This window comes from Kosakonia sp. ML.JS2a, assembly GCF_025642095.1.
Lineage (GTDB): Bacteria > Pseudomonadota > Gammaproteobacteria > Enterobacterales > Enterobacteriaceae.
Map to the genome: position 1 here is coordinate 4,955,491 of NZ_CP106754.1, position 23,647 is coordinate 4,979,137.

A 23,647-nucleotide genomic window follows, 5' to 3' on the forward strand; every position below is an offset into this window, starting at 1 on the left:
GCGATCGAGGACTCTTTTGACGGTGTTTTCATGAAATGCGAGCATAAAAAAACCCGCCGAAGCGGGTTTTTTATTACAAGAAACGATTACTCGTTGTCTGAGCCACCCAGACCTGCGTTCAGCAGTTCTGCCAGGCTCGCGGTCGCATCTTCCGCAGTAACCTGCGGTGCTGCCGGCAGTTCGCCAGCGGCGCGACGGCGCATACGATCCTGGTGGTACGCATAACCGGTACCGGCCGGGATCAGACGACCCACGATAACGTTCTCTTTCAGACCGCGCAGTTCGTCGCGTTTGCCCGCAACAGCTGCTTCGGTAAGCACACGAGTGGTCTCCTGGAACGATGCCGCGGAGATGAAGGACTCGGTAGCCAGAGACGCTTTGGTGATACCCAGCAGATCGCGTGCATAAGTTGCACCGATTTTGCCGTTCGCTTCCAGATCGCGGTTAGCGATCTTAACGCGAGAGTATTCAACCTGCTCACCTTCGAGGAACTCGGAGCTGCCCGCGTTCACGATGGTGGCTTTACGCAGCATCTGACGAACGATAACTTCGATGTGCTTATCGTTGATCTTAACGCCCTGCAGACGGTAAACGTCCTGTACTTCGTTGGTGATATAACGCGTTACCGCGTGTACGCCACGAAGACGCAGAATGTCGTGCGGTGCTTCCGGACCGTCGGAAACCACGTCACCACGTTCTACACGTTCACCTTCAAACACGTTGAGCTGACGCCATTTCGGGATCATCTCTTCGTACGGATCGCTACCGTCAACCGGCGTGATCACCAGACGGCGTTTACCTTTGGTCTCTTTACCGAAGGAAATGATACCGCTGATTTCAGCCAGGATTGCCGGCTCTTTCGGACGACGTGCTTCGAACAGGTCCGCAACGCGCGGCAGACCACCGGTAATATCCTTGGTACCGCCGGATTCCTGCGGAATACGCGCCAGGGTGTCACCAGAGCTGATCTGAACGCCATCTTCCAGCTGAACAATCGCTTTACCCGGCAGGAAGTACTGCGCAGGCATATCGGTACCCGGGATCAGAACGTCGTTGCCGTTAGCGTCAACGATTTTCAGTGCCGGACGCAGGTCTTTACCACCTGCAGTACGCTCTGCGGAGTCCAGAACCACCAGTGAAGACAGACCGGTCAGTTCGTCGGTCTGACGCGTAATCGTCTGGCCGTCGATCATATCGGTAAAGCGGATGAAACCCGCCACTTCGGTGATAACCGGCATGGTGTGCGGATCCCAGTTTGCAACGGTTTCACCGCCGGCAACCTGCTCACCATCACCTTTCGCCATTACCGCACCGTAAGGCACTTTATAGCTTTCTTTGGTACGACCGAATTCGTCGATCAGTTTCAGCTCAGTGTTACGTGAGGTAACAACCAGTTTACCGCTGGAGTTAACAACCGACTTCGCATTGCTCAGACGGATGCTACCTTTGTTTTTCACCTGGATGCTGGATTCAGCAGCCGCACGAGATGCCGCACCACCGATGTGGAACGTACGCATCGTCAGCTGTGTACCCGGCTCACCGATGGACTGTGCCGCGATAACGCCGATTGCTTCACCTTTGTTGATGATGTGGCCACGCGCCAGGTCACGACCATAGCAGTGCGCACATACACCAAAGTCGGTGTCACAGGATACAACGGAACGCACTTTAACGGAGTCAACAGAGTTCGCTTCCAGCAGGTCACACCACTGTTCGTGCAGCAGCGTGTTGCGCGGAACCAGAATGTCTGCCGTACCCGGTTTCAGAATGTCTTCAGCAGTCACACGACCCAGAACGCGATCGCGCAGCGGCTCTTTAACGTCGCCACCTTCGATAACCGGCGTCATGGTGATACCTTCGAGGGTGCCACAATCGTCTTCGGTTACAACCAGGTCCTGCGCAACGTCTACCAGACGACGAGTCAGGTAACCGGAGTTCGCAGTTTTCAGTGCGGTATCCGCCAGACCTTTACGCGCACCGTGTGTGGAGATGAAGTACTGGAGTACGTTCAGACCTTCACGGAAGTTCGCGGTGATCGGCGTTTCGATGATGGAGCCATCCGGCTTCGCCATCAGACCACGCATACCAGCAAGCTGACGAATCTGGGCTGCAGAACCACGCGCACCGGAGTCGGCCATCATGTAGATGCTGTTAAAGGAAACCTGCTGCTCTTCAACGCCGTCACGGTTAATCACGGTTTCGGTCTGCAGGTTATCCATCATCGCTTTGGATACGCGGTCGTTCGCCGCAGCCCAAATATCGATGACTTTGTTATAGCGTTCGCCAGCGGTTACCAGACCAGACTGGAACTGCTCCTGGATCTCAGCAACTTCGGCTTCCGCTTCGCTGATAATCTCGTGTTTTTTCGCCGGGATGACCATGTCATCGATACCAACGGATGCACCTGAACGCGCTGCATAAGCAAAGCCGGTGTACATCGTCTGGTCAGCAAAAATAACGGTCGGTTTCAGGCCCAGAATGCGGTAACAGGTGTTCAGCATTTTGGAGATGGCTTTCTTGCCCAGCGCCTGGTTGACGATGGAGAAAGGCAGACCTTTCGGTACGATCATCCACAGAATCGCACGGCCAACGGTCGTGTCTTTCAGGCTGGTTTTCGCAACGAATTCGCCGTTAGCATCTTTTTCGTATTCAGTGATACGCACTTTAACGCGCGCATGCAGAGAGGCCAGGCCAGCGCGATAAATACGCTCAGCTTCTTTCGGGCCAGTCAGCACCATGCCTTCGCCTTTGGCGTTAACACAGTCACGGGTCATGTAGTACAGACCCAGTACAACGTCCTGAGACGGAACGATGATCGGTTCGCCGTTCGCCGGAGACAGAATGTTGTTGGTGGACATCATCAGCGCACGCGCTTCCAGCTGGGCTTCCAGCGTCAGCGGTACGTGAACAGCCATCTGGTCACCATCGAAGTCGGCGTTGTATGCCGCACAAACCAGCGGGTGCAGCTGGATAGCTTTACCTTCGATCAGTACCGGTTCAAATGCCTGGATACCCAAACGGTGCAGGGTTGGTGCACGGTTCAGCAGTACCGGGTGTTCGCGGATCACTTCGTCCAGGATATCCCAAACGACAGCTTCTTCGCGTTCAACCATTTTCTTCGCGGCTTTGATGGTGGTGGCGAGGCCACGCAGTTCCAGCTTGCCGTAGATGAATGGTTTGAACAGCTCCAGCGCCATTTTCTTCGGCAGACCGCACTGATGCAGACGCAGGTATGGACCTACGGTGATTACAGAACGACCGGAGTAGTCAACACGTTTACCGAGCAGGTTCTGACGGAAACGACCCTGTTTACCTTTGATCATATCGGCCAAAGATTTCAGCGGACGTTTGTTGGAACCGGTGATCGCACGACCACGACGACCGTTATCCAGCAGGGCGTCAACCGCTTCCTGCAGCATACGTTTTTCGTTGCGTACGATGATGTCCGGCGCCGCCAGATCCAGCAGGCGTTTCAGACGGTTGTTACGGTTGATCACGCGACGGTACAGATCGTTCAGATCCGACGTTGCGAAACGACCACCGTCCAGCGGAACCAGCGGACGCAGGTCCGGCGGCAGCACTGGCAGAACAGTCAGGATCATCCACTCCGGCTTGTTACCAGACTGTACGAACGCTTCCAGCAGTTTGATACGCTTGGTCAGCTTCTTACGTTTGGTTTCGGAGTTGGTTTCGTTCAGCTCTTCGCGCAGTTGTTCGCATTCCTGCTCCAGATCCATGCTTTTCAGCAGGGCCTGAATAGCTTCGGCGCCCATTTTCGCGTCGAATTCGTCACCGAACTCTTCCAGCGCGTCCAGGTACTGTTCTTCGGTCAGGATCTGGTTACGTTCCAGATTGGTCATGCCGCCTTCGATAACCACATAGGATTCGAAGTACAGAACGCGTTCGATATCGCGCAGCGGCATATCCAGCAGCAGACCGATACGGGACGGCAGAGATTTCAGGAACCAAATGTGGGCGGTCGGGGACGCCAGCTCGATGTGGCCCATGCGCTCACGACGCACTTTAGTTTGGGTCACTTCAACGCCGCACTTCTCACAGATCACACCACGGTGTTTCAGGCGCTTGTACTTACCGCACAGGCACTCGTAGTCTTTTACTGGCCCGAAAATACGCGCACAGAAAAGGCCGTCACGCTCAGGCTTGAACGTACGGTAGTTGATGGTTTCCGGCTTCTTAACTTCACCAAAAGACCATGAACGGATCATGTCTGGCGAGGCCAGAGCAATTTTGATCGCATCAAACTCTTCGGTTTTAGTTTGCGCTTTCAGAAACTTTAATAAGTCTTTCACGGATTTGCTCCCGTCGGAGTTAGCACATTCCGCTGCCGGGTTTTACCCCGGCAGCAGTGACCTGTTTGAGCGAGAATTACTCGTCTTCCAGTTCGATGTTGATACCCAGCGAACGAATCTCTTTCAACAGTACGTTGAAGGACTCTGGCATACCCGGTTCCATCTGATGGTTGCCGTCCACGATGTTTTTATACATCTTGGTACGACCGTTCACGTCATCAGACTTAACGGTAAGCATTTCTTGCAGGGTGTATGCTGCGCCGTAAGCTTCCAGCGCCCACACTTCCATCTCCCCGAAGCGCTGACCACCGAACTGCGCCTTACCACCCAGCGGCTGCTGAGTAACCAGGCTGTAAGAACCGGTGGAACGCGCATGCATCTTGTCATCAACCAGGTGGTTCAGTTTCAGCATGTACATGTAGCCAACGGTAACCTGGCGCTCGAACTGCTCACCGGTACGACCGTCGAACAGTGTGATCTGACCGGAAGTCGGCAGGCCACCCAGCTGTAACAGTTCCTTGATTTCAGACTCTTTCGCACCGTCGAAGACCGGCGTTGCGATCGGCATGCCTTTGCGCAGGTTTTCTGCCAGACGCAGAACCTCATCATCGCTGAAGGTGTTCAGGTCAACTTTCTGGCGAACGTCAGCGCCCAGATCGTACGCACGCTGGATAAACTCGCGCAGTTTGGCGACTTCTTGCTGCTGTTTCAGCATGGCGTTGATCTTATCGCCGATACCTTTAGCAGCCATACCCAGGTGAGTTTCCAGGATCTGACCGATGTTCATACGAGACGGTACGCCCAGCGGGTTCAGTACGATGTCTACCGGCGTGCCGTTTTCATCGTAAGGCATATCTTCGATCGGGTTGATCTTGGAGATAACACCCTTGTTACCGTGACGACCTGCCATTTTATCACCAGGCTGGATCTGACGTTTAACGGCCAGATACACCTTAACAATCTTCAGCACGCCCGGTGCCAGATCGTCGCCCTGAGTGATTTTGCGGCGTTTCGCTTCGAGTTTTTTCTCGAACTCGTGTTTCAGTTCGTCATACTGCTCAGCCAGTTGTTCCAGCTGATTTTGTTTCTCTTCGTCGGTCAGGCCCAGTTCCAGCCAGCGGTCGCGCGGCAGTTTGTCGAGCTTATCAGCTTCAACACCGCCGGAAACCAGCACGCTGTGGATACGGCTAAACAGGCCAGCTTCGAGGATCTGCAGTTCTTCAGACAGGTCTTTTTTAGCCTGCTTAAGCTGCATTTCTTCGATTTCCAGCGCACGTTTGTCTTTTTCCACGCCATCACGGGTAAAGACCTGAACGTCGATAACAGTACCGGAAACACCGTTTGGTACGCGCAGAGAAGAGTCTTTAACGTCAGACGCTTTCTCACCGAAGATCGCGCGCAGCAGTTTCTCTTCTGGCGTCAGCTGGGTTTCACCTTTCGGCGTTACCTTACCAACCAGAATGTCGCCGCCGGTCACTTCCGCACCGATGTAAACGATACCGGATTCATCCAGTTTGGAGAGCGCAGCTTCACCCACGTTCGGGATGTCGGCAGTGATCTCTTCCGGCCCCAGTTTGGTGTCACGGGACACACAAGCCAGTTCCTGGATGTGAATAGTCGTAAAGCGATCTTCCTGAACCACACGCTCGGAGACGAGGATGGAGTCTTCGAAGTTGTAACCGTTCCACGGCATGAACGCTACGCGCATGTTCTGACCGAGCGCCAGTTCACCGAGGTCGGTGGACGGACCGTCAGCCAGCACATCGCCGCGCTCAATTGGCTCACCCAGAGAGACACACGGCATCTGGTTGATGCAGGTGTTCTGGTTAGAACGGGTGTATTTGGTCAGGTTGTAGATGTCGATACCTGCTTCGCCCGGGTACATCTCGTCTTCGTTAACTTTGATAACGATACGGGACGCATCCACGTACTGAACGGTACCGCCACGTTTAGCAACTGCGGTAACACCGGAGTCAACGGCAACAGCACGTTCCATACCGGTACCAACCAGCGGCTTATCAGAGCGCAGAGTCGGAACCGCCTGACGTTGCATGTTCGCACCCATCAATGCACGGTTGGCGTCATCGTGTTCCAGGAACGGGATCAGGGACGCACCGACGGAAACCACCTGCTGGGTGGAAACGTCCATGTAGTCAACCTGGTCTGCGCTGAACAGGCTCGATTCGCCTTTGCTACGACAGGTAACCAGATCTTCTGCGAAACGACCTTCTTCCGTCAGGTTGGTGTTCGCCTGAGCGATAACGTAGTTACCTTCTTCAATTGCAGAAAGGTAATGGATCTCGTCAGTCACCACGCCGTCTGTCACTTTACGATACGGAGTCTCAAGGAAGCCGTATTCGTTAGTCTGTGCGTACACGGACAGGGAGTTGATCAGACCGATGTTCGGACCTTCAGGCGTTTCGATAGGACATACGCGACCGTAGTGAGTCGGGTGTACGTCTCGAACTTCAAAGCCTGCGCGTTCACGGGTCAGACCGCCTGGGCCGAGTGCAGAGATACGACGTTTGTGCGTGATCTCAGACAGCGGGTTGTTCTGGTCCATAAACTGAGACAGCTGGCTGGAACCAAAGAACTCTTTCACTGCCGCGGAGATCGGCTTGGCGTTGATCATATCCTGCGGCATCAGGGTATCCAGATCGCCGAGAGACAGACGCTCTTTCACCGCACGTTCTACACGCACCAGGCCAACGCGGAACTGGTTTTCCGCCATTTCGCCCACGGAACGGATACGACGGTTGCCGAGGTGGTCGATATCATCCACTTCACCGATACCATTACGGATACCGATGAGTTTTTTCATTACTTCGATGATGTCGTCGTTGCTCAGGATACCGGAACCTTCGATGCTGTCGCGCAGCAGAGAACGGTTGAACTTCATGCGACCAACCGCTGACAGATCGTAGCGGTCTTCAGAGAAGAACAGGTTCTCGAACAGGCTTTCAGCCGCTTCGCGAGTCGGCGGTTCACCCGGGCGCATCATGCGGTAGATTTCTACCAGCGCGCTCAGGCGATCGTTGGTCGGGTCGACGCGTACAGTTTCAGAAATGTACGGACCATGGTCCAGATCGTTGGTGAACAGGGTTTCGATACGTTTGTGACCAGACTGGCTCAGTTTTGCCAGCAGATCGAGCGACAGCTCCATGTTCGCCGGGCAAATCAGCTCGCCAGTGGATTCATCAACGTAATCTTTCGCGGCAACTTTGCCTGCGATGTATTCAACCGGTACTTCGATATGCTGAATCTCGTCTTTTTCCAACTGACGGATATGGCGCGCAGTGATGCGACGGCCTTTTTCAACATACATTTTGCCGTTCGCTTCGATATCAAAAGAAGCGGTTTCGCCACGCAGGCGTTCCGGCACCAGTTCCATCTGCAGCTTGTTGTCACGAATCTCAAAGACAACTTTTTCAAAGAACAGATCGAGAATCTGCTCAGTGGTGTAGTTCAGCGCACGCAGAATGATAGTGGCCGGCAGCTTACGGCGGCGGTCGATACGAACGAACAGGTTGTCTTTCGGATCGAACTCAAAGTCCAGCCATGACCCACGGTAAGGAATGATACGTGCGTTATAAAGCACCTTACCAGATGAGTGGGTTTTACCCTTATCGCTGTCAAAGAAGACGCCAGGGCTACGGTGCAGCTGAGAAACAATAACGCGCTCAGTACCGTTGATAACAAAGGTACCGTTGTCGGTCATGAGCGGGATCTCGCCCATGTACACTTCTTGCTCTTTGATGTCTTTAACAGTGCCTTCCGGCGCTTCGCGCTCGTAGATCACCAGACGCAGTTTTACGCGCAGCGGAGCAGAATATGTTACGCCACGGATCTGACATTCTTTAACATCAAAAACAGGTTCGCCAAGACGGTAGCTGACGTATTGCAGTTCCGAATTGCCGCTGTAGCTTTTAATCGGGAACACGGAGCGGAAAGCCGCTTCCAGACCGTACTGCCCTTCAGGATCTTGCTCGATAAACTTCTGGAACGAGTCAAGCTGGATAGAAAGGAGATATGGGACATCCAGAACTTGTGGACGTTTACCAAAATCCTTACGAATACGTTTTTTCTCGGTATAGGAGTAAACCATAGGGTTCCTCAGCTCGCTGACAAGTCGACCCACTCTGTCCATAGGCAGGACAGTTTATGCAACACTATTTTGTTGGACCGGAAAGTGGAGCACTTTCCGCAATGCTTGTTGCTATCACGCTTAAATCATTTCATTGCGGTTTACACAGAAGATCTCTTCTGTCGCAGTATATTAAGTCGTCGATAGAAACAAGCATTGTAAAGGTTACTGGCAGTCAAACAGTGTGAAACGCTGCCGGCACCTTACAGCGCAAAAAGGCTGGTGACCAAAAAGTCACCAGCCATCAGCCTGATTTCTCAGGCTGCAACCGGAAGGGTTGGCTTATTTAACTTCAACTTCAGCGCCAGCTTCTTCCAGAGATTTTTTCAGAGCTTCAGCGTCATCTTTGCTCACGCCTTCTTTCAGAGCGGCCGGAGCAGATTCTACCAGGTCTTTAGCTTCTTTCAGACCCAGGCCAGTTGCGCCACGTACTGCTTTGATAACAGCAACTTTGTTAGCGCCAGCGGCTTTCAGAATTACGTCGAACTCAGTTTTTTCTTCAGCAGCTTCAGCAGCCGGGCCAGCAGCAACAGCTACAGCGGCAGCAGCAGAAACACCGAATTTTTCTTCCATTGCAGAGATCAGTTCTACAACGTCCATTACGGACATAGCGGCAACTGCTTCAATGATTTGATCTTTAGTGATAGACATTTAAATTGTTCCTGAATATCAGAATAAGTTTATACGTAAGCGAATGCGTTAAAAAGAATACTGCGATTAAGCAGCTTCTTTCGCATCGCGTACAGCAGCCAGAGTACGGACCAGTTTGCCTGCAGAGGCTTCTTTCATGGTCGCCATCAGGCGTGCAATTGCTTCTTCGTAGGTCGGCAGAGTTGCCAGGCGATCGATCTGGGACGCCGGGATCAACTCACCTTCAAAGGCAGCGGCTTTGACCTCAAATTTTGCATTCGCTTTCGCGAACTCTTTGAACAGACGAGCAGCAGCGCCCGGGTGTTCCATAGAGTATGCAATCAGGGTCGGACCAACGAACGCGTCTTTCAGGCACTCAAACTGAGTACCTTCAACAACACGGCGCAGCAGGGTGTTGCGAACAACACGCATGTAAACGCCGGCTTCGCGACCTGCTTTACGCAGTTCGGTCATTTTATCTACGGTAACGCCACGGGAATCCGCAACAACCGCAGACAGCGCGCCTTTGGCTACTTCGCTGACTTCAGCAACAATCGCTTGTTTGTCTTGAAGATTTAAAGCCATTAGCTTTGCTCCTGGATGTTTGCCAGGGCTCATGCCCTGGAACTCACTTCACTCTTCTCAAAGAAAAGAGCGTCTTAATACGGTGAGCAGAAACAAGCCAAAGAGTACTTAAAAAATATTCTTCAGGTTCTGTCACCGTCTACGCAGGGAATTAAGTTTCTTACGAAACACCTGCGGTCTTCGACGGAGGCCTGGATAGGCCAGGCTCCAACGAACAAATCTGTTTTTTACTAACTCGCGTTAGTAAAACGTGGGGGAAAGATTGTAGACAAATCCACCACCCACGTAAAGGCGAATATTAGTTCGCTACTGCGCTCAGACCAGCCTGGTCGACCGCAACACCAGCACCCATGGTGGTGGAGATGCTAACTTTCTTGATGTACACGCCTTTCGCCTGAGTTGGTTTTGCTTTTTTCAGCGCAACCAGCAGAGCTTCCAGGTTTTCTTTCAGTTTGTCAGCGTCAAAGTCCACTTTACCAATGGTGGTGTGGATGATGCCGTTTTTGTCGTTACGGTAACGAATCTGACCGGCTTTCGCGTTTTTAACCGCTTCAGCAACGTTCGGCGTTACAGTACCGACTTTCGGGTTTGGCATCAGGCCACGCGGACCCAGAACCTGGCCCAACTGGCCAACAACGCGCATTGCATCCGGGGAAGCAATAACAACGTCAAAGTTCATTTCGCCTTTCTTGATCTGGTCAGCCAGATCTTCCATACCTACCAGCTCTGCGCCAGCTGCTTTAGCAGCTTCAGCGTTCGGGCCCTGGGTAAATACGGCAACGCGAACAGAACGGCCAGTACCGTGCGGCAGTACAGTTGCACCACGTACGTTCTGGTCAGATTTACGCGCATCAATGCCGAGGTTAACGGCAACGTCTACGCTTTCTACGAATTTAGCGGTGGCCAGCTCTTTCAGCAGAGCAATGGCTTCGTTGATGTCGTACTGTTTGGTCGCATCAACTTTGTCACGGATCACGCGCATGCGCTTGGTCAGTTTAGCCATTTCTTAGTCCTCCACTACCAGGCCCATGGAACGTGCAGTACCTTCGATTGAGCGAGTCATCGCTTCAATGTCAGCACCAGTCATGTCCGCGGCTTTAGTCTGAGCAATTTCCTGCACCTGAGCGCGAGTCACTTTGCCCACTTTTTCTTTGTTCGGCTTGCCGGAACCAGACTTGATACCAGCCGCTTTCTTCAGCAGAACTGCTGCCGGAGGCGTTTTGGTAACGAAAGTGAAGGAACGGTCAGCGTAAACGGTAATAACTACCGGAATTGGCAGACCTTTTTCGATGGAATCAGTTTTGGCGTTAAACGCTTTACAGAATTCCATGATGTTAACACCCTGCTGACCCAGAGCCGGACCGACCGGCGGGCTCGGGTTTGCCATGCCAGCTGCAACCTGCAGCTTGACGTAGGCCTGGACTTTCTTAGCCATTGCAATTTCCTCGTTTGGGTATAGCGCCCCGAAAGGCTCCCCATGTTTAAATACGTTTTACGGATACGGGATCCATAAAAACAAAAGGCGCGAAATTGTATGTCAATTTCGCGCCTTGTGCAACGTTTGATCGCCGAATATTTAGGCTTTTTCGACCTGACCGAAATCCAGCTCTACCGGGGTCGCACGACCAAAGATAGAAACAGAGACTTTCAGTCGGGACTTTTCGTAGTCCACTTCTTCAACCACACCATTAAAGTCAGCAAACGGACCGTCGTTAACGCGGACCATCTCGCCAGGCTCAAACAGCGTTTTCGGACGCGGCTTATCACCCACCTGCTGCAGGCGGTTCATGATCGCATCCACTTCTTTATCGCTAATCGGTGCCGGACGATCGGAAGTTCCACCGATGAAGCCCATCACGCGCGGGACGCTGCGCACCAGGTGCCAGCTGGCGTCGTTCATCACCATCTGGACAAGCACGTAGCCGGGGAAGAATTTACGTTCGCTTTTGCGACGCTGGCCGCCACGGATCTCAACCACTTCTTCGGTCGGAACCATAACTTCGCCAAACAACTCTTCCATATTGTGTAATTTGATATGCTCACGCAGCGATGTAGCTACGCGGCCTTCAAAACCGGAAAACGCCTGAACGACGTACCAGCGCTTTTTAGGAGCTTCAGACATCTCAGAACCTCAGGCCAGTGATAAAGGAAACCAGACGAACCAGAATACCATCCAGTCCCCACAGGATCAGTGACATGACTGCGGTTACCGCAGCCACGATCAATGTGGTGTGCAATGTTTCCTGACGAGTAGGCCAAATCACTTTACGTACTTCGGTTCTCGCTTCACGGGCAAACGCAACGGTCGCTTTACCCTTCGTCGTCAACAGCGCGACACCACCTGCTGCAGCAATCAGAATAACAACTGCCAGCGCGCGGAGCGGCAGCATCATGTCACGATAAAGATAGTTGCCAACGATAGCCACGAGCAGCAGTACTGCAACAACAACCCACTTCATCGCTTCCAGGCCGCGCCCGCTCCCTTGAGCTTCGGTATTCGCACTCATAAACCAACCTGTCACAAGAATTCAGACAAACATTTTTGCCCCGCATAGGCGAGGCAACCAAACCGAAATGCTCTGGCGAGATTCGGACTAACGCCCTCTTCAGAGCCTGTCTCAGCAATGATTATGACAAAAAAAATCACTGATGAGCCAGGTTCTGGTTCGAAAGCGTACAAAAAGGGCATCAAATGATGCCCTTTTATTGCGCATTGCGTCAAATGTTATCAGCGATTAGCTGAGAACTTTTGCCACAACGCCCGCGCCAACGGTACGGCCGCCTTCACGGATTGCGAAACGCAGACCATCGTCCATCGCGATCGGGTGAATCAGGGTAACAACCATTTTGATGTTGTCGCCCGGCATTACCATCTCCACGCCTTCCGGCAGTTCGATGGTGCCTGTCACGTCAGTTGTACGGAAGTAGAACTGCGGACGGTAGCCTTTGAAGAACGGAGTATGACGGCCGCCTTCATCTTTGGACAGGATATAAACTTCAGATTCGAATTTGGTGTGCGGCTTGATGGAACCCGGCTTAGCCAGTACCTGACCACGTTCGATTTCTTCACGTTTGATACCACGCAGCAGAACACCTACGTTCTCACCAGCACGGCCTTCGTCCAGCAGTTTGCGGAACATTTCAACGCCAGTACAGGTGGATTTCGCGGTGTCTTTGATACCCACGATTTCAACTTCTTCACCCACTTTGATGATACCGCGCTCTACACGACCGGTAACAACGGTACCACGACCGGAGATGGAGAATACGTCTTCGATCGGCAGCAGGAACGGCTTGTCAATCGCACGCTCTGGTTCCGGGATGTAAGAATCCAGGTGACCAGCCAGTTCGATGATTTTCGCTTCCCACTCTGCTTCGCCTTCCAGCGCTTTCAGTGCAGAACCACGAACGATCGGGGTGTCGTCGCCCGGGAAATCGTACTGAGACAGCAGTTCACGAACTTCCATCTCAACCAGTTCCAGCAGCTCTTCGTCATCAACCATGTCGCATTTGTTCAGGAACACGATGATGTACGGAACGCCTACCTGACGACCCAGCAGGATGTGCTCACGAGTCTGCGGCATCGGGCCGTCAGTCGCAGCTACTACCAGGATCGCGCCGTCCATCTGAGCAGCACCGGTGATCATGTTTTTAACATAGTCGGCGTGGCCCGGGCAGTCTACGTGTGCGTAGTGGCGAGTCGGGGTGTCATATTCAACGTGAGAGGTGTTGATGGTGATACCACGAGCTTTTTCTTCCGGCGCGTTATCGATCTGATCGAATGCGCGAGCGTTACCACCGTAGGTTTTTGCCAGAACGGTAGTGATTGCAGCAGTCAGCGTTGTTTTACCATGGTCAACGTGGCCGATAGTACCGACGTTAACGTGCGGTTTTGTACGTTCAAACTTTTCTTTAGACATCGATTGTCCCTCTAAGACACGGATAAATCGGTGATATCACCACATCAACCAGGCAACATGCCCGACTTGTTGAATGCTAAATAACAGAAGAGAAACCAGGGAGGAGAAGTGAAGTGGTGCTGATACCCAGAGTCGAACTGGGGACCTCACCCTTACCAAGGGTGCGCTCTACCAACTGAGCCATATCAGCACGTCTGGAGCGGGCAGCGGGAATCGAACCCGCATCATCAGCTTGGAAGGCTGAGGTAATAGCCATTATACGATGCCCGCATCCTGAAACTCGGCTACCCAGTGCTTTCTGTATTATCGGGAGAAGAAACTCTCCCTTTGAGTTGATTCGCTTACTGACACCAACTCAGGTTACGTTTTAGCGTAACCGAAAATGGTGGTGGGGGAAGGATTCGAACCTTCGAAGTCTGTGACGGCAGATTTACAGTCTGCTCCCTTTGGCCGCTCGGGAACCCCACCGGACTTGATGGTGCCGACTACCGGAATCGAACTGGTGACCTACTGATTACAAGTCAGTTGCTCTACCTACTGAGCTAAGTCGGCATCAAGTAGCGCGCATTCTAGGGAGACAGAGGGATTGATGCAACAAAAAAATTGCACAAACCGTTCTATCGCTCACATTTTGCACGACCACTCGACAAAATGCTGTAAATTCATGCAACCCAGTAGAAAAACCCACCGTTTTTCGCCCCCTGTTAGTCAGTATTCCCGCTTTTCTTACCCCTTTCATCGTCTTCCTTTCAGGCCTTACTGCAGTGCAATTGCGTTGTTGTGGTGCATATAAGTGGCGCATTTCAGTCGTTCAGACAAAGCCATACGTGAAAATGTGAATTGGATCACTTATTGCATCTCCGGGATATCACCCATAACGGAGGCACAATGATGAAAATTGTCCTGTTAAACGCAGCCACCTTGCCAGTCTATTGCCCGGAACTTGCCGACTTGCTGCTGGATACGCTACAAGGTGGTGCCTCTGTGGGATATCAGCGTGCAACCAGCCACCAGGAAGCAGAGAGTAACTTCTATCGCCTGCGTGATGAGCTTCAAAAAGGCGAGCGCTTAATCTGGATAGCCAGGGATGAGCAAGGCGTGGTGGGGTGTATCAGCCTGGCGCTAAACATGCAGCCTGAAGCGCTTAATCGCGGTACCATTAAATTGCTGCTGGTTCACCGGCGCGCCCGGCGTAAAGGTGTTGGCAAAAAGCTGCTTGCTGAACTTGAGAAAAGCGCTTGCGCTCGTCAACGTGGGGTTTTATCTCTGGAAGTGCGTGCAGGCTCAGGGGCAGAAGCGTTTTACCGCTCGCAGGGATATCGCTGCCTCGGGGAAATACCGGATTATCTCTGTTCCGCCGACGGGTACTACCACCCTGCTGCGATTTATTTTAAACGCTTATTTGCGGTAAATCAGACAGTTCGATCTATTGCCAGCTAACGTGAATAGCGTGATGCTTTCCGTGTAAAGCATCACGCATACGCGATTTTTCATATTATTCCCTGTCATCTGGTGTTAACCTCCTGCCCATTGATCCAACTTATTTCAATAACGTCGGGCCATCGCGTTACCTTAAGAGACGCTCTCTCGCAGCGCGCCGGAAGCATGCGTGCCAGTGGTAATGTGGGCAGATAAAAGCTTATGAGTAAAAAAGAGCAAACGTTAATGACGCCTTACTTACAGTTTAATCGCAGCCAGTGGGCTGCACTTCGTGATTCCGTACCAATGACATTGACTGAGGGCGAAATCGCAAGGTTAAAAGGCATTAATGAAGACCTTTCTCTGGAAGAAGTTGCCGAAATTTATCTTCCACTTTCCCGTTTACTCAATTTCTACATCAGTTCAAACCTGCGTCGACAAGCCGTGCTGGAACAATTTCTGGGCACGAACGGTCAGCGCATTCCCTATATCATCAGCATCGCAGGTAGCGTTGCGGTTGGGAAAAGCACCACCGCCCGTGTATTACAGGCGTTACTCAGCCGTTGGCCCGAGCATCGTCGGGTAGAGTTAATTACCACTGACGGCTTTCTGCACCCCAACCAGGTGTTGAAAGATCGCGGGTTGATGAAGAAAAAAGGCTTCCCGCAATCCTATGATATGCATCGCCTGGTGCAGTTCGTTTCCGATATTAAATCCGGGGTTACCGACGTTACGGCCCCCGTTTATTCGCACCTGATTTATGATGTGATCCCGGATGGTGACAAAACGGTCACGCATCCTGATATTCTTATTCTTGAAGGGTTGAATGTTTTACAAAGTGGTATGGATTATCCTCATGATCCGCACCATGTATTTGTTTCAGACTTCGTAGATTTTTCTATTTATGTTGATGCACCAGAGGATCTATTACAGACCTGGTATATCAATCGTTTCCTGAAGTTCCGTGAAGGCGCTTTTACTAACCCTGATTCTTATTTCCATAACTATGCGAAGTTGTCCGAGGCTGAAGCAATAGAAGTTGCAATGTCGCTGTGGAAAGAGATTAACGGTTTAAATCTTAAAGAAAACATTCTGCCTACACGCGAGCGCGCCAGTCTGATTATGACCAAGAGCGCGAATCATGCTGTTGAACAAGTTCGCCTGCGAAAATAAACAGTAAGGGGGAGCATCAGCGCTCCCCTTTGATTATTATTCCGCACTGCGCAGCGATATTTCGCCTCCCATCCAGGGTTTAATTACGCCATCTTGTTCAAGTAACAGGGCACCCTGGATATCAATTCCGCGCGAAATACCGTAGATCTCTTTCTCACCGATAATCAATTTCACCGGTCGGTGGATAAAATTATCCAGTTTCTCCCAGCGAGGAAGAAAAGGAGCCAGCCCTTCTTGCTCAAACATCTGCAGTGCATCACGCAGCTCTGTAATTAAACGTGCAGCAAGCTTGTTACGATCAATGTGCACACCAGCTTCCTGCAGATTAATCCAGCCCTGACTGATGTCTTCAGCTTGTACTTTACGCATCACCAGGTTGACCCCGGCACCGATGACAATTTGTGCTGCATCGCCGGTTTTCCCTGTCAGTTCGACGAGAATACCCGCAAGTTTGCGATCCTGAAGATAGAGATCGTTAGGCCATTTAACCCGTACCTGATCAGCACCCAGATCGTGTAAAACTTCAGCCATCACAATCCCGATCACCAGGCTTAAACCGATAGCAGCGGCCGGTCCCTGTTCTAAACGCCAGTACATCGAGATATAGAGATTTGCACCGAAGGGAGAGACCCATTTTCGACCACGACGCCCTCGCCCGGCCTGTTGGTACTCCGCCACACAAGCATCACCGGAATCGAGTTCACTGAGGCGATCCAGCAAATACTGATTTGTTGAATCAATTACTGGCAGAACAGCAACCTTACCCTGCTTAATCTGGCTGCTGATCATGGTTTCATCTAATAGCTGGATAGACTCCGGGAGGCTATAGCCTTTACCAGGGACAGTGAAAACATCAACTCCCCAGTCACGCAGCGTCTGAATATGTTTATTAATCGCTGCGCGGCTCATGCCCAGGCGTTCGCCAAGTTGTTCACCTGAATGGAATTCACCATCTGCTAAAATAGAAATCAATGTTAATGGGATCGTATTGTCCTTCACGCAATCGCCTCCACCGCATTCACCTCACCGGCACAACCAATAAAACGGACCTCTGGTTCCAGCCAGACGTTGAATTTGTTTCCCACACGCTGACGCACCAGGTGCGCAAGCTGGATAACATCCTCACTGGTTGCCAGACCCGTATTGATCAGCACCAACGCCTGCAAATGATGGATCGCGGCCCCTTTCACGGCGGTCCCCTTCAACTGGCATTGGTCAATAAGCCAGCCTGCGGCCAGTTTTACGGAACCATCAGCCTGAGGATAATGGGGAGCATTCGGGAACGCCTCTAATAAGCTATTGGCTTGCTCTGCCGTCACCACCGGGTTTTTAAAGAAACTGCCAGCATTACCGTGCACTTTCGGATCGGGCAGTTTACTCATGCGCATATGGCACACCGCATCGAAAACCTGTTGTGCCGTTACAGTCGCCGGATCAAGACGTGTTAAATCGCCGTAAGTCAGCACTGGTTGCCAGTTTTTTGGTAAACGCAGTCCCACTGCAGTGATGGCATAGCCATCCTGATACTCGTGTTTAAAGATACTGTCACGGTAACCAAAACGGCACGCTTGTGCACTCAAACGCTGCGACTCGCCGCTGCTGAGGTTGATGCAATCAACATAGTTGCAGACACGCTGTAGCTCAACGCCATATGCGCCAATATTCTGGATTGGGGATGAGCCTGCACAGCCAGGGATCAGCGCTAAATTCTCCAGGCCAGGCATCCCGTTGCTGAGGGTAAATTGCACGAGGTGATGCCAGTTCTCCCCGGCACCGACATGAAGCAACCACGCATCGTCCTCTTCGTGGACCTCTATGCCCCGAATACGGTTGATAATGACCGTTCCGGCAAAGTCTTGTAGAAATAATACATTGCTACCTTCACCCAGAATCAATACGGGTTGCTGGTTTTGTACGGCGGTTTGCCAGGCTTCCAGCAGTTGCTGCGTATTTTCGACGCAAACAATCCGGTGAGCATTACGATCAATACCGAAGGTATTCCAGGGCTTAAGGGAGTGATTCATTGGCGCTATCCTGATGCAAAAACACAGCTAGTTTACCGTATCCGGAGAGTAAGCGCTTGTGGTGTTTGGAAGGCTAAAAAGCAAAAAACCCTGACCTTACGGTCAGGGTTCTTCGTGTTTGATGCCTGGCAGTTCCCTACTCTCGCATGGGGAGACCCCACACTACCATCGGCGCTACGGCGTTTCACTTCTGAGTTCGGCATGGGGTCAGGTGGGACCACCGCGCTAGTGCCGCCAGGCAAATTCTGTTTATCAGACCGCACACGCGCCCTGATGTTATCTGTATCAAGCTGATTGTCGCGTCTCTCACGCCAAAACATCTTCGGCGTTGTAAGGTTAAGCCTCACGGTTCATTAGTACCGGTTAGCTCAACGCATCGCTGCGCTTACACACCCGGCCTATCAACGTCGTCGTCTTCAACGTTCCTTCAGGAGACTCAAGGTCTCAGGGAGAACTCATCTCGGGGCAAGTTTCGTGCTTAGATGCTTTCAGCACTTATCTCTTCCGCATTTAGCTACCGGGCAGTGCCATTGGCATGACAACCCGAACACCAGTGATGCGTCCACTCCGGTCCTCTCGTACTAGGAGCAGCCCCCCTCAATTCTCCAGCGCCCACGGCAGATAGGGACCGAACTGTCTCACGACGTTCTAAACCCAGCTCGCGTACCACTTTAAATGGCGAACAGCCATACCCTTGGGACCTACTTCAGCCCCAGGATGTGATGAGCCGACATCGAGGTGCCAAACACCGCCGTCGATATGAACTCTTGGGCGGTATCAGCCTGTTATCCCCGGAGTACCTTTTATCCGTTGAGCGATGGCCCTTCCATTCAGAACCACCGGATCACTATGACCTGCTTTCGCACCTGCTCGCGCCGTCACGCTCGCAGTCAAGCCAGCTTATGCCATTGCACTAACCTCCTGATGTCCGACCAGGATTAGCTGACCTTCGTGCTCCTCCGTTACGCTTTAGGAGGAGACCGCCCCAGTCAAACTACCCACCAGACACTGTCCGCAACCCGGATTACGGGTCCACGTTAGAACATCAAACATTAAAGGGTGGTATTTCAAGGTTGGCTCCACGCAGACTGGCGTCCACGCTTCAAAGCCTCCCACCTATCCTACACATCAAGGCTCAATGTTCAGTGTCAAGCTATAGTAAAGGTTCACGGGGTCTTTCCGTCTTGCCGCGGGTACACTGCATCTTCACAGCGAGTTCAATTTCACTGAGTCTCGGGTGGAGACAGCCTGGCCATCATTACGCCATTCGTGCAGGTCGGAACTTACCCGACAAGGAATTTCGCTACCTTAGGACCGTTATAGTTACGGCCGCCGTTTACCGGGGCTTCGATCAAGAGCTTCTCCTTACGGATAACCCCATCAATTAACCTTCCGGCACCGGGCAGGCGTCACACCGTATACGTCCACTTTCGTGTTTGCACAGTGCTGTGTTTTTAATAAACAGTTGCAGCCAGCTGGTATCTTCGACTGATTTCAGCTCCACGGGTAAACCGCTTCACCTACGCATCAGCGTGCCTTCTCCCGAAGTTACGGCACCATTTTGCCTAGTTCCTTCACCCGAGTTCTCTCAAGCGCCTTGGTATTCTCTACCTGACCACCTGTGTCGGTTTGGGGTACGATTTCGTGTTACCTGATGCTTAGAGGCTTTTCCTGGAAGCAGGGCATTTGTCACTTCAGCACCGTAGTGCCTCGTCATCACGCCTCAGTGTTAAAGCGCTCCGGATTTGCCTGGAGCACACACCTGCACGCTTAAACCGGGACAACCGTCGCCCGGATGACATAGCCTTCTCCGTCCCCCCTTCGCAGTAACACCAAGTACAGGAATATTAACCTGTTTCCCATCGACTACGCCTTTCGGCCTCGCCTTAGGGGTCGACTCACCCTGCCCCGATTAACGTTGGACAGGAACCCTTGGTCTTCCGGCGAGCGGGCTTTTCACCCGCTTTATCGTTACTTATGTCAGCATTCGCACTTCTGATACCTCCAGCATGCCTCACAGCACACCTTCACAGGCTTACAGAACGCTCCCCTACCCAACAACACATAGTGTCGCTGCCGCAGCTTCGGTGCATGGTTTAGCCCCGTTACATCTTCCGCGCAGGCCGACTCGACCAGTGAGCTATTACGCTTTCTTTAAATGATGGCTGCTTCTAAGCCAACATCCTGGCTGTCTGGGCCTTCCCACATCGTTTCCCACTTAACCATGACTTTGGGACCTTAGCTGGCGGTCTGGGTTGTTTCCCTCTTCACGACGGACGTTAGCACCCGCCGTGTGTCTCCCGTGATAACATTCTCCGGTATTCGCAGTTTGCATCGGGTTGGTAAGCCGGGATGGCCCCCTAGCCGAAACAGTGCTCTACCCCCGGAGATGAATTCACGAGGCGCTACCTAAATAGCTTTCGGGGAGAACCAGCTATCTCCCGGTTTGATTGGCCTTTCACCCCCAGCCACAAGTCATCCGCTAATTTTTCAACATTAGTCGGTTCGGTCCTCCAGTTAGTGTTACCCAACCTTCAACCTGCCCATGGCTAGATCACCGGGTTTCGGGTCTATACCCTGCAACTTAACGCCCAGTTAAGACTCGGTTTCCCTTCGGCTCCCCTATTCGGTTAACCTTGCTACAGAATATAAGTCGCTGACCCATTATACAAAAGGTACGCAGTCACACCCCAAAGGGTGCTCCCACTGCTTGTACGTACACGGTTTCAGGTTCTTTTTCACTCCCCTCGCCGGGGTTCTTTTCGCCTTTCCCTCACGGTACTGGTTCACTATCGGTCAGTCAGGAGTATTTAGCCTTGGAGGATGGTCCCCCCATATTCAGACAGGATACCACGTGTCCCGCCCTACTCATCGAGCTCACAACCTGTGCATTTTTGTGTACGGGGCTGTCACCCTGTATCGCGCGACTTTCCAGACGCTTCCACTAACACACAAGCTGATTCTGGCTCTGGGCTCCTCCCCGTTCGCTCGCCGCTACTGGGGGAATCTCGGTTGATTTCTTTTCCTCGGGGTACTTAGATGTTTCAGTTCCCCCGGTTCGCCTCATTAACCTATGGATTCAGTTAATGATAGTGTGACGAGTCACACTGGGTTTCCCCATTCGGACATCGCCGGTTATAACGGTTCATATCACCTTACCGGCGCTTTTCGCAGATTAGCACGTCCTTCATCGCCTCTGACTGCCAGGGCATCCACCGTGTACGCTTGGTCGCTTAACCTCACAACCCGAAGATGTTTCTTGCGATTCATCGTCAGTTTGTGAAAATTTGAGAGACTCGCAGAACAGTTCACACTGTTCTGTGTTTCAATTTTCAGCTTGATCCAGATTTTTAAAGAGCAAAACTTCGCAGCACACACAGAATGTGTACTCTGAAGTTTTCTTGGTTCAGACAGTAAAAGATGGTGGAGCTATGCGGGATCGAACCGCAGACCTCCTGCGTGCAAAGCAGGCGCTCTCCCAGCTGAGCTATAGCCCCATCGTAGTTAATCTCGTGTACCCGTAATTTTTCCTGAGACAAGGCGCGAAATGGCGAAACATACTTTCGTATGTGAGTCATTTCGCAACGCAGTATTCAGGGAAAATTTGGTAGGCCTGAGTGGACTTGAACCACCGACCTCACCCTTATCAGGGGTGCGCTCTAACCACCTGAGCTACAAGCCTGCAGAGATTTTTTACTGCCCGTTTTTCATCAGACAATCTGTGTGAGCACTGCAAAGGCAGGTTCTTTAAGGTAAGGAGGTGATCCAACCGCAGGTTCCCCTACGGTTACCTTGTTACGACTTCACCCCAGTCATGAATCACAAAGTGGTAAGCGCCCTCCCGAAGGTTAAGCTACCTACTTCTTTTGCAACCCACTCCCATGGTGTGACGGGCGGTGTGTACAAGGCCCGGGAACGTATTCACCGTGGCATTCTGATCCACGATTACTAGCGATTCCGACTTCATGGAGTCGAGTTGCAGACTCCAATCCGGACTACGACGCACTTTATGAGGTCCGCTTGCTCTCGCGAGGTCGCTTCTCTTTGTATGCGCCATTGTAGCACGTGTGTAGCCCTGGTCGTAAGGGCCATGATGACTTGACGTCATCCCCACCTTCCTCCAGTTTATCACTGGCAGTCTCCTTTGAGTTCCCGGCCGGACCGCTGGCAACAAAGGATAAGGGTTGCGCTCGTTGCGGGACTTAACCCAACATTTCACAACACGAGCTGACGACAGCCATGCAGCACCTGTCTCACAGTTCCCGAAGGCACATTCCCATCTCTGGAAACTTCTGTGGATGTCAAGACCAGGTAAGGTTCTTCGCGTTGCATCGAATTAAACCACATGCTCCACCGCTTGTGCGGGCCCCCGTCAATTCATTTGAGTTTTAACCTTGCGGCCGTACTCCCCAGGCGGTCGATTTAACGCGTTAGCTCCGGAAGCCACGCCTCAAGGGCACAACCTCCAAATCGACATCGTTTACAGCGTGGACTACCAGGGTATCTAATCCTGTTTGCTCCCCACGCTTTCGCACCTGAGCGTCAGTCTTCGTCCAGGAGGCCGCCTTCGCCACCGGTATTCCTCCAGATCTCTACGCATTTCACCGCTACACCTGGAATTCTACCTCCCTCTACGAGACTCCAGCCTGCCAGTTTCGAATGCAGTTCCCAGGTTGAGCCCGGGGATTTCACATCCGACTTGACAGACCGCCTGCGTGCGCTTTACGCCCAGTAATTCCGATTAACGCTTGCACCCTCCGTATTACCGCGGCTGCTGGCACGGAGTTAGCCGGTGCTTCTTCTGCGGGTAACGTCAATTGCTGTGGTTATTAACCACAACACCTTCCTCCCCGCTGAAAGTACTTTACAACCCGAAGGCCTTCTTCATACACGCGGCATGGCTGCATCAGGCTTGCGCCCATTGTGCAATATTCCCCACTGCTGCCTCCCGTAGGAGTCTGGACCGTGTCTCAGTTCCAGTGTGGCTGGTCATCCTCTCAGACCAGCTAGGGATCGTCGCCTAGGTGAGCCGTTACCCCACCTACTAGCTAATCCCATCTGGGCACATCTGATGGCAAGAGGCCCGAAGGTCCCCCTCTTTGGTCTTGCGACGTTATGCGGTATTAGCTACCGTTTCCAGTAGTTATCCCCCTCCATCAGGCAGTTTCCCAGACATTACTCACCCGTCCGCCACTCGTCACCCGAAGAGCAAGCTCCTCTGTGCTACCGTCCGACTTGCATGTGTTAGGCCTGCCGCCAGCGTTCAATCTGAGCCATGATCAAACTCTTCAATTTAAAAGTTTGATGCTCACCGAATTAAACTTCGTAATGAATTACGTGTTCACTCGTGAGACTTGGTATTCATTTAGCGTCCTGAGACGTTAAGAATCCATGTCACTTTGAGTGCCCACACAGATTGTCTGATAAATTGTTAAAGAGCAG

13 protein-coding genes, 6 tRNA genes and 3 rRNA genes are annotated in these 23,647 nt (G+C 52.2%); 2 read left to right on the forward strand and 20 right to left on the reverse strand.

From position 1 onward, the window contains the following. Positions 1 to 86 precede the first annotated feature (86 nt). The 13 genes from rpoC to N7922_RS23435 all read right to left on the reverse strand — a co-directional run bounded on the left by rpoC (position 87) and on the right by N7922_RS23435 (position 14,141). Positions 87 to 4,310, reverse strand: coding sequence for a DNA-directed RNA polymerase subunit beta' (gene rpoC / locus N7922_RS23375; RefSeq protein WP_263098496.1), 4,224 nt, complete (start codon positions 4,308 to 4,310; stop codon positions 87 to 89). 76 nt (positions 4,311 to 4,386) lie between these two features. Then, complete coding sequence (gene rpoB, locus N7922_RS23380) at positions 4,387 to 8,415, reverse strand: DNA-directed RNA polymerase subunit beta (protein WP_263098497.1); 4,029 nt, start codon at positions 8,413 to 8,415, stop codon at positions 4,387 to 4,389. A 321-nt stretch (positions 8,416 to 8,736) separates the two neighbouring features. Next, positions 8,737 to 9,105: a 50S ribosomal protein L7/L12 gene (gene rplL, locus N7922_RS23385; protein ID WP_035890291.1), complete on the reverse strand. Its 369-nt coding sequence runs from the start codon at positions 9,103 to 9,105 to the stop codon at positions 8,737 to 8,739. 66 nt (positions 9,106 to 9,171) lie between these two features. Then, the gene (rplJ, locus tag N7922_RS23390) at positions 9,172 to 9,669 is read right to left on the reverse strand and encodes a 50S ribosomal protein L10 (protein ID WP_002438625.1); all 498 of its coding nucleotides are present in this window, start codon (positions 9,667 to 9,669) and stop codon (positions 9,172 to 9,174) included. Positions 9,670 to 9,967: 298 nt separating this feature from the next. Beyond that, a complete protein-coding gene (rplA, locus tag N7922_RS23395) occupies positions 9,968 to 10,672 on the reverse strand; it encodes a 50S ribosomal protein L1 (RefSeq protein WP_263098498.1) in 705 nt (234 codons plus the stop codon). 3 nt (positions 10,673 to 10,675) lie between these two features. After that, positions 10,676 to 11,104, reverse strand: a complete 429-nt coding sequence (gene rplK, locus N7922_RS23400) for a 50S ribosomal protein L11 (RefSeq protein WP_263098499.1) — start codon at positions 11,102 to 11,104, stop codon at positions 10,676 to 10,678. Between the two features lie 141 nt (positions 11,105 to 11,245). After that, positions 11,246 to 11,791, reverse strand: a complete 546-nt coding sequence (gene nusG, locus N7922_RS23405) for a transcription termination/antitermination protein NusG (protein WP_007665882.1) — start codon at positions 11,789 to 11,791, stop codon at positions 11,246 to 11,248. Between the two features lies 1 nt (position 11,792). Further along, entirely contained in the window at positions 11,793 to 12,176 is a 384-nt protein-coding gene (gene secE, locus N7922_RS23410; RefSeq protein ID WP_003033128.1) for a preprotein translocase subunit SecE, read from the reverse strand. Between the two features lie 228 nt (positions 12,177 to 12,404). Beyond that, a complete protein-coding gene (tuf, locus tag N7922_RS23415; RefSeq protein WP_263098500.1) occupies positions 12,405 to 13,589 on the reverse strand; it encodes an elongation factor Tu in 1,185 nt (394 codons plus the stop codon). A 114-nt stretch (positions 13,590 to 13,703) separates the two neighbouring features. Continuing rightward, positions 13,704 to 13,779: transfer RNA gene (locus N7922_RS23420), tRNA-Thr, on the reverse strand. 5 nt (positions 13,780 to 13,784) lie between these two features. Beyond that, a tRNA-Gly gene (locus tag N7922_RS23425) sits at positions 13,785 to 13,859 on the reverse strand. A gap of 113 nt (positions 13,860 to 13,972) precedes the next feature. Next, a tRNA-Tyr gene (locus tag N7922_RS23430) sits at positions 13,973 to 14,057 on the reverse strand. 8 nt (positions 14,058 to 14,065) lie between these two features. After that, positions 14,066 to 14,141 (reverse strand) — tRNA-Thr (locus N7922_RS23435). 339 nt (positions 14,142 to 14,480) lie between these two features. Here N7922_RS23435 and N7922_RS23440 point away from each other — a divergent pair. Together N7922_RS23440 and coaA are read left to right on the forward strand one after the other, a co-directional pair. Next, entirely contained in the window at positions 14,481 to 15,029 is a 549-nt protein-coding gene (locus N7922_RS23440; protein WP_263100993.1) for a GNAT family N-acetyltransferase, read from the forward strand. A gap of 201 nt (positions 15,030 to 15,230) precedes the next feature. Then, positions 15,231 to 16,181, forward strand: coding sequence for a type I pantothenate kinase (coaA, locus tag N7922_RS23445; protein WP_263098501.1), 951 nt, complete (start codon positions 15,231 to 15,233; stop codon positions 16,179 to 16,181). A 36-nt stretch (positions 16,182 to 16,217) separates the two neighbouring features. Here the strand turns inward: coaA and birA are convergent, their stop codons facing one another. The 7 genes from birA to N7922_RS23480 all read right to left on the reverse strand — a co-directional run bounded on the left by birA (position 16,218) and on the right by N7922_RS23480 (position 23,500). After that, complete coding sequence (gene birA / locus N7922_RS23450; protein WP_263098502.1) at positions 16,218 to 17,180, reverse strand: bifunctional biotin--[acetyl-CoA-carboxylase] ligase/biotin operon repressor BirA; 963 nt, start codon at positions 17,178 to 17,180, stop codon at positions 16,218 to 16,220. Then, positions 17,177 to 18,205: a UDP-N-acetylmuramate dehydrogenase gene (gene murB, locus N7922_RS23455; protein ID WP_263098503.1), complete on the reverse strand. Its 1,029-nt coding sequence runs from the start codon at positions 18,203 to 18,205 to the stop codon at positions 17,177 to 17,179. Before murB ends, birA begins: the two co-directional genes overlap by 4 nt. A gap of 123 nt (positions 18,206 to 18,328) precedes the next feature. Beyond that, positions 18,329 to 18,444 (reverse strand): 5S ribosomal RNA (gene rrf / locus N7922_RS23460). 93 nt (positions 18,445 to 18,537) lie between these two features. After that, a 23S ribosomal RNA gene (locus tag N7922_RS23465) occupies positions 18,538 to 21,444 on the reverse strand. 182 nt (positions 21,445 to 21,626) lie between these two features. Next, positions 21,627 to 21,702: transfer RNA gene (locus N7922_RS23470), tRNA-Ala, on the reverse strand. Between the two features lie 108 nt (positions 21,703 to 21,810). Beyond that, positions 21,811 to 21,887 (reverse strand) — tRNA-Ile (locus N7922_RS23475). Between the two features lie 71 nt (positions 21,888 to 21,958). Next, positions 21,959 to 23,500 (reverse strand): 16S ribosomal RNA (locus tag N7922_RS23480). Together the 16S, 23S and 5S rRNA genes with 2 tRNA genes alongside form the textbook arrangement of a ribosomal RNA operon. Positions 23,501 to 23,647 lie beyond the last annotated feature (147 nt).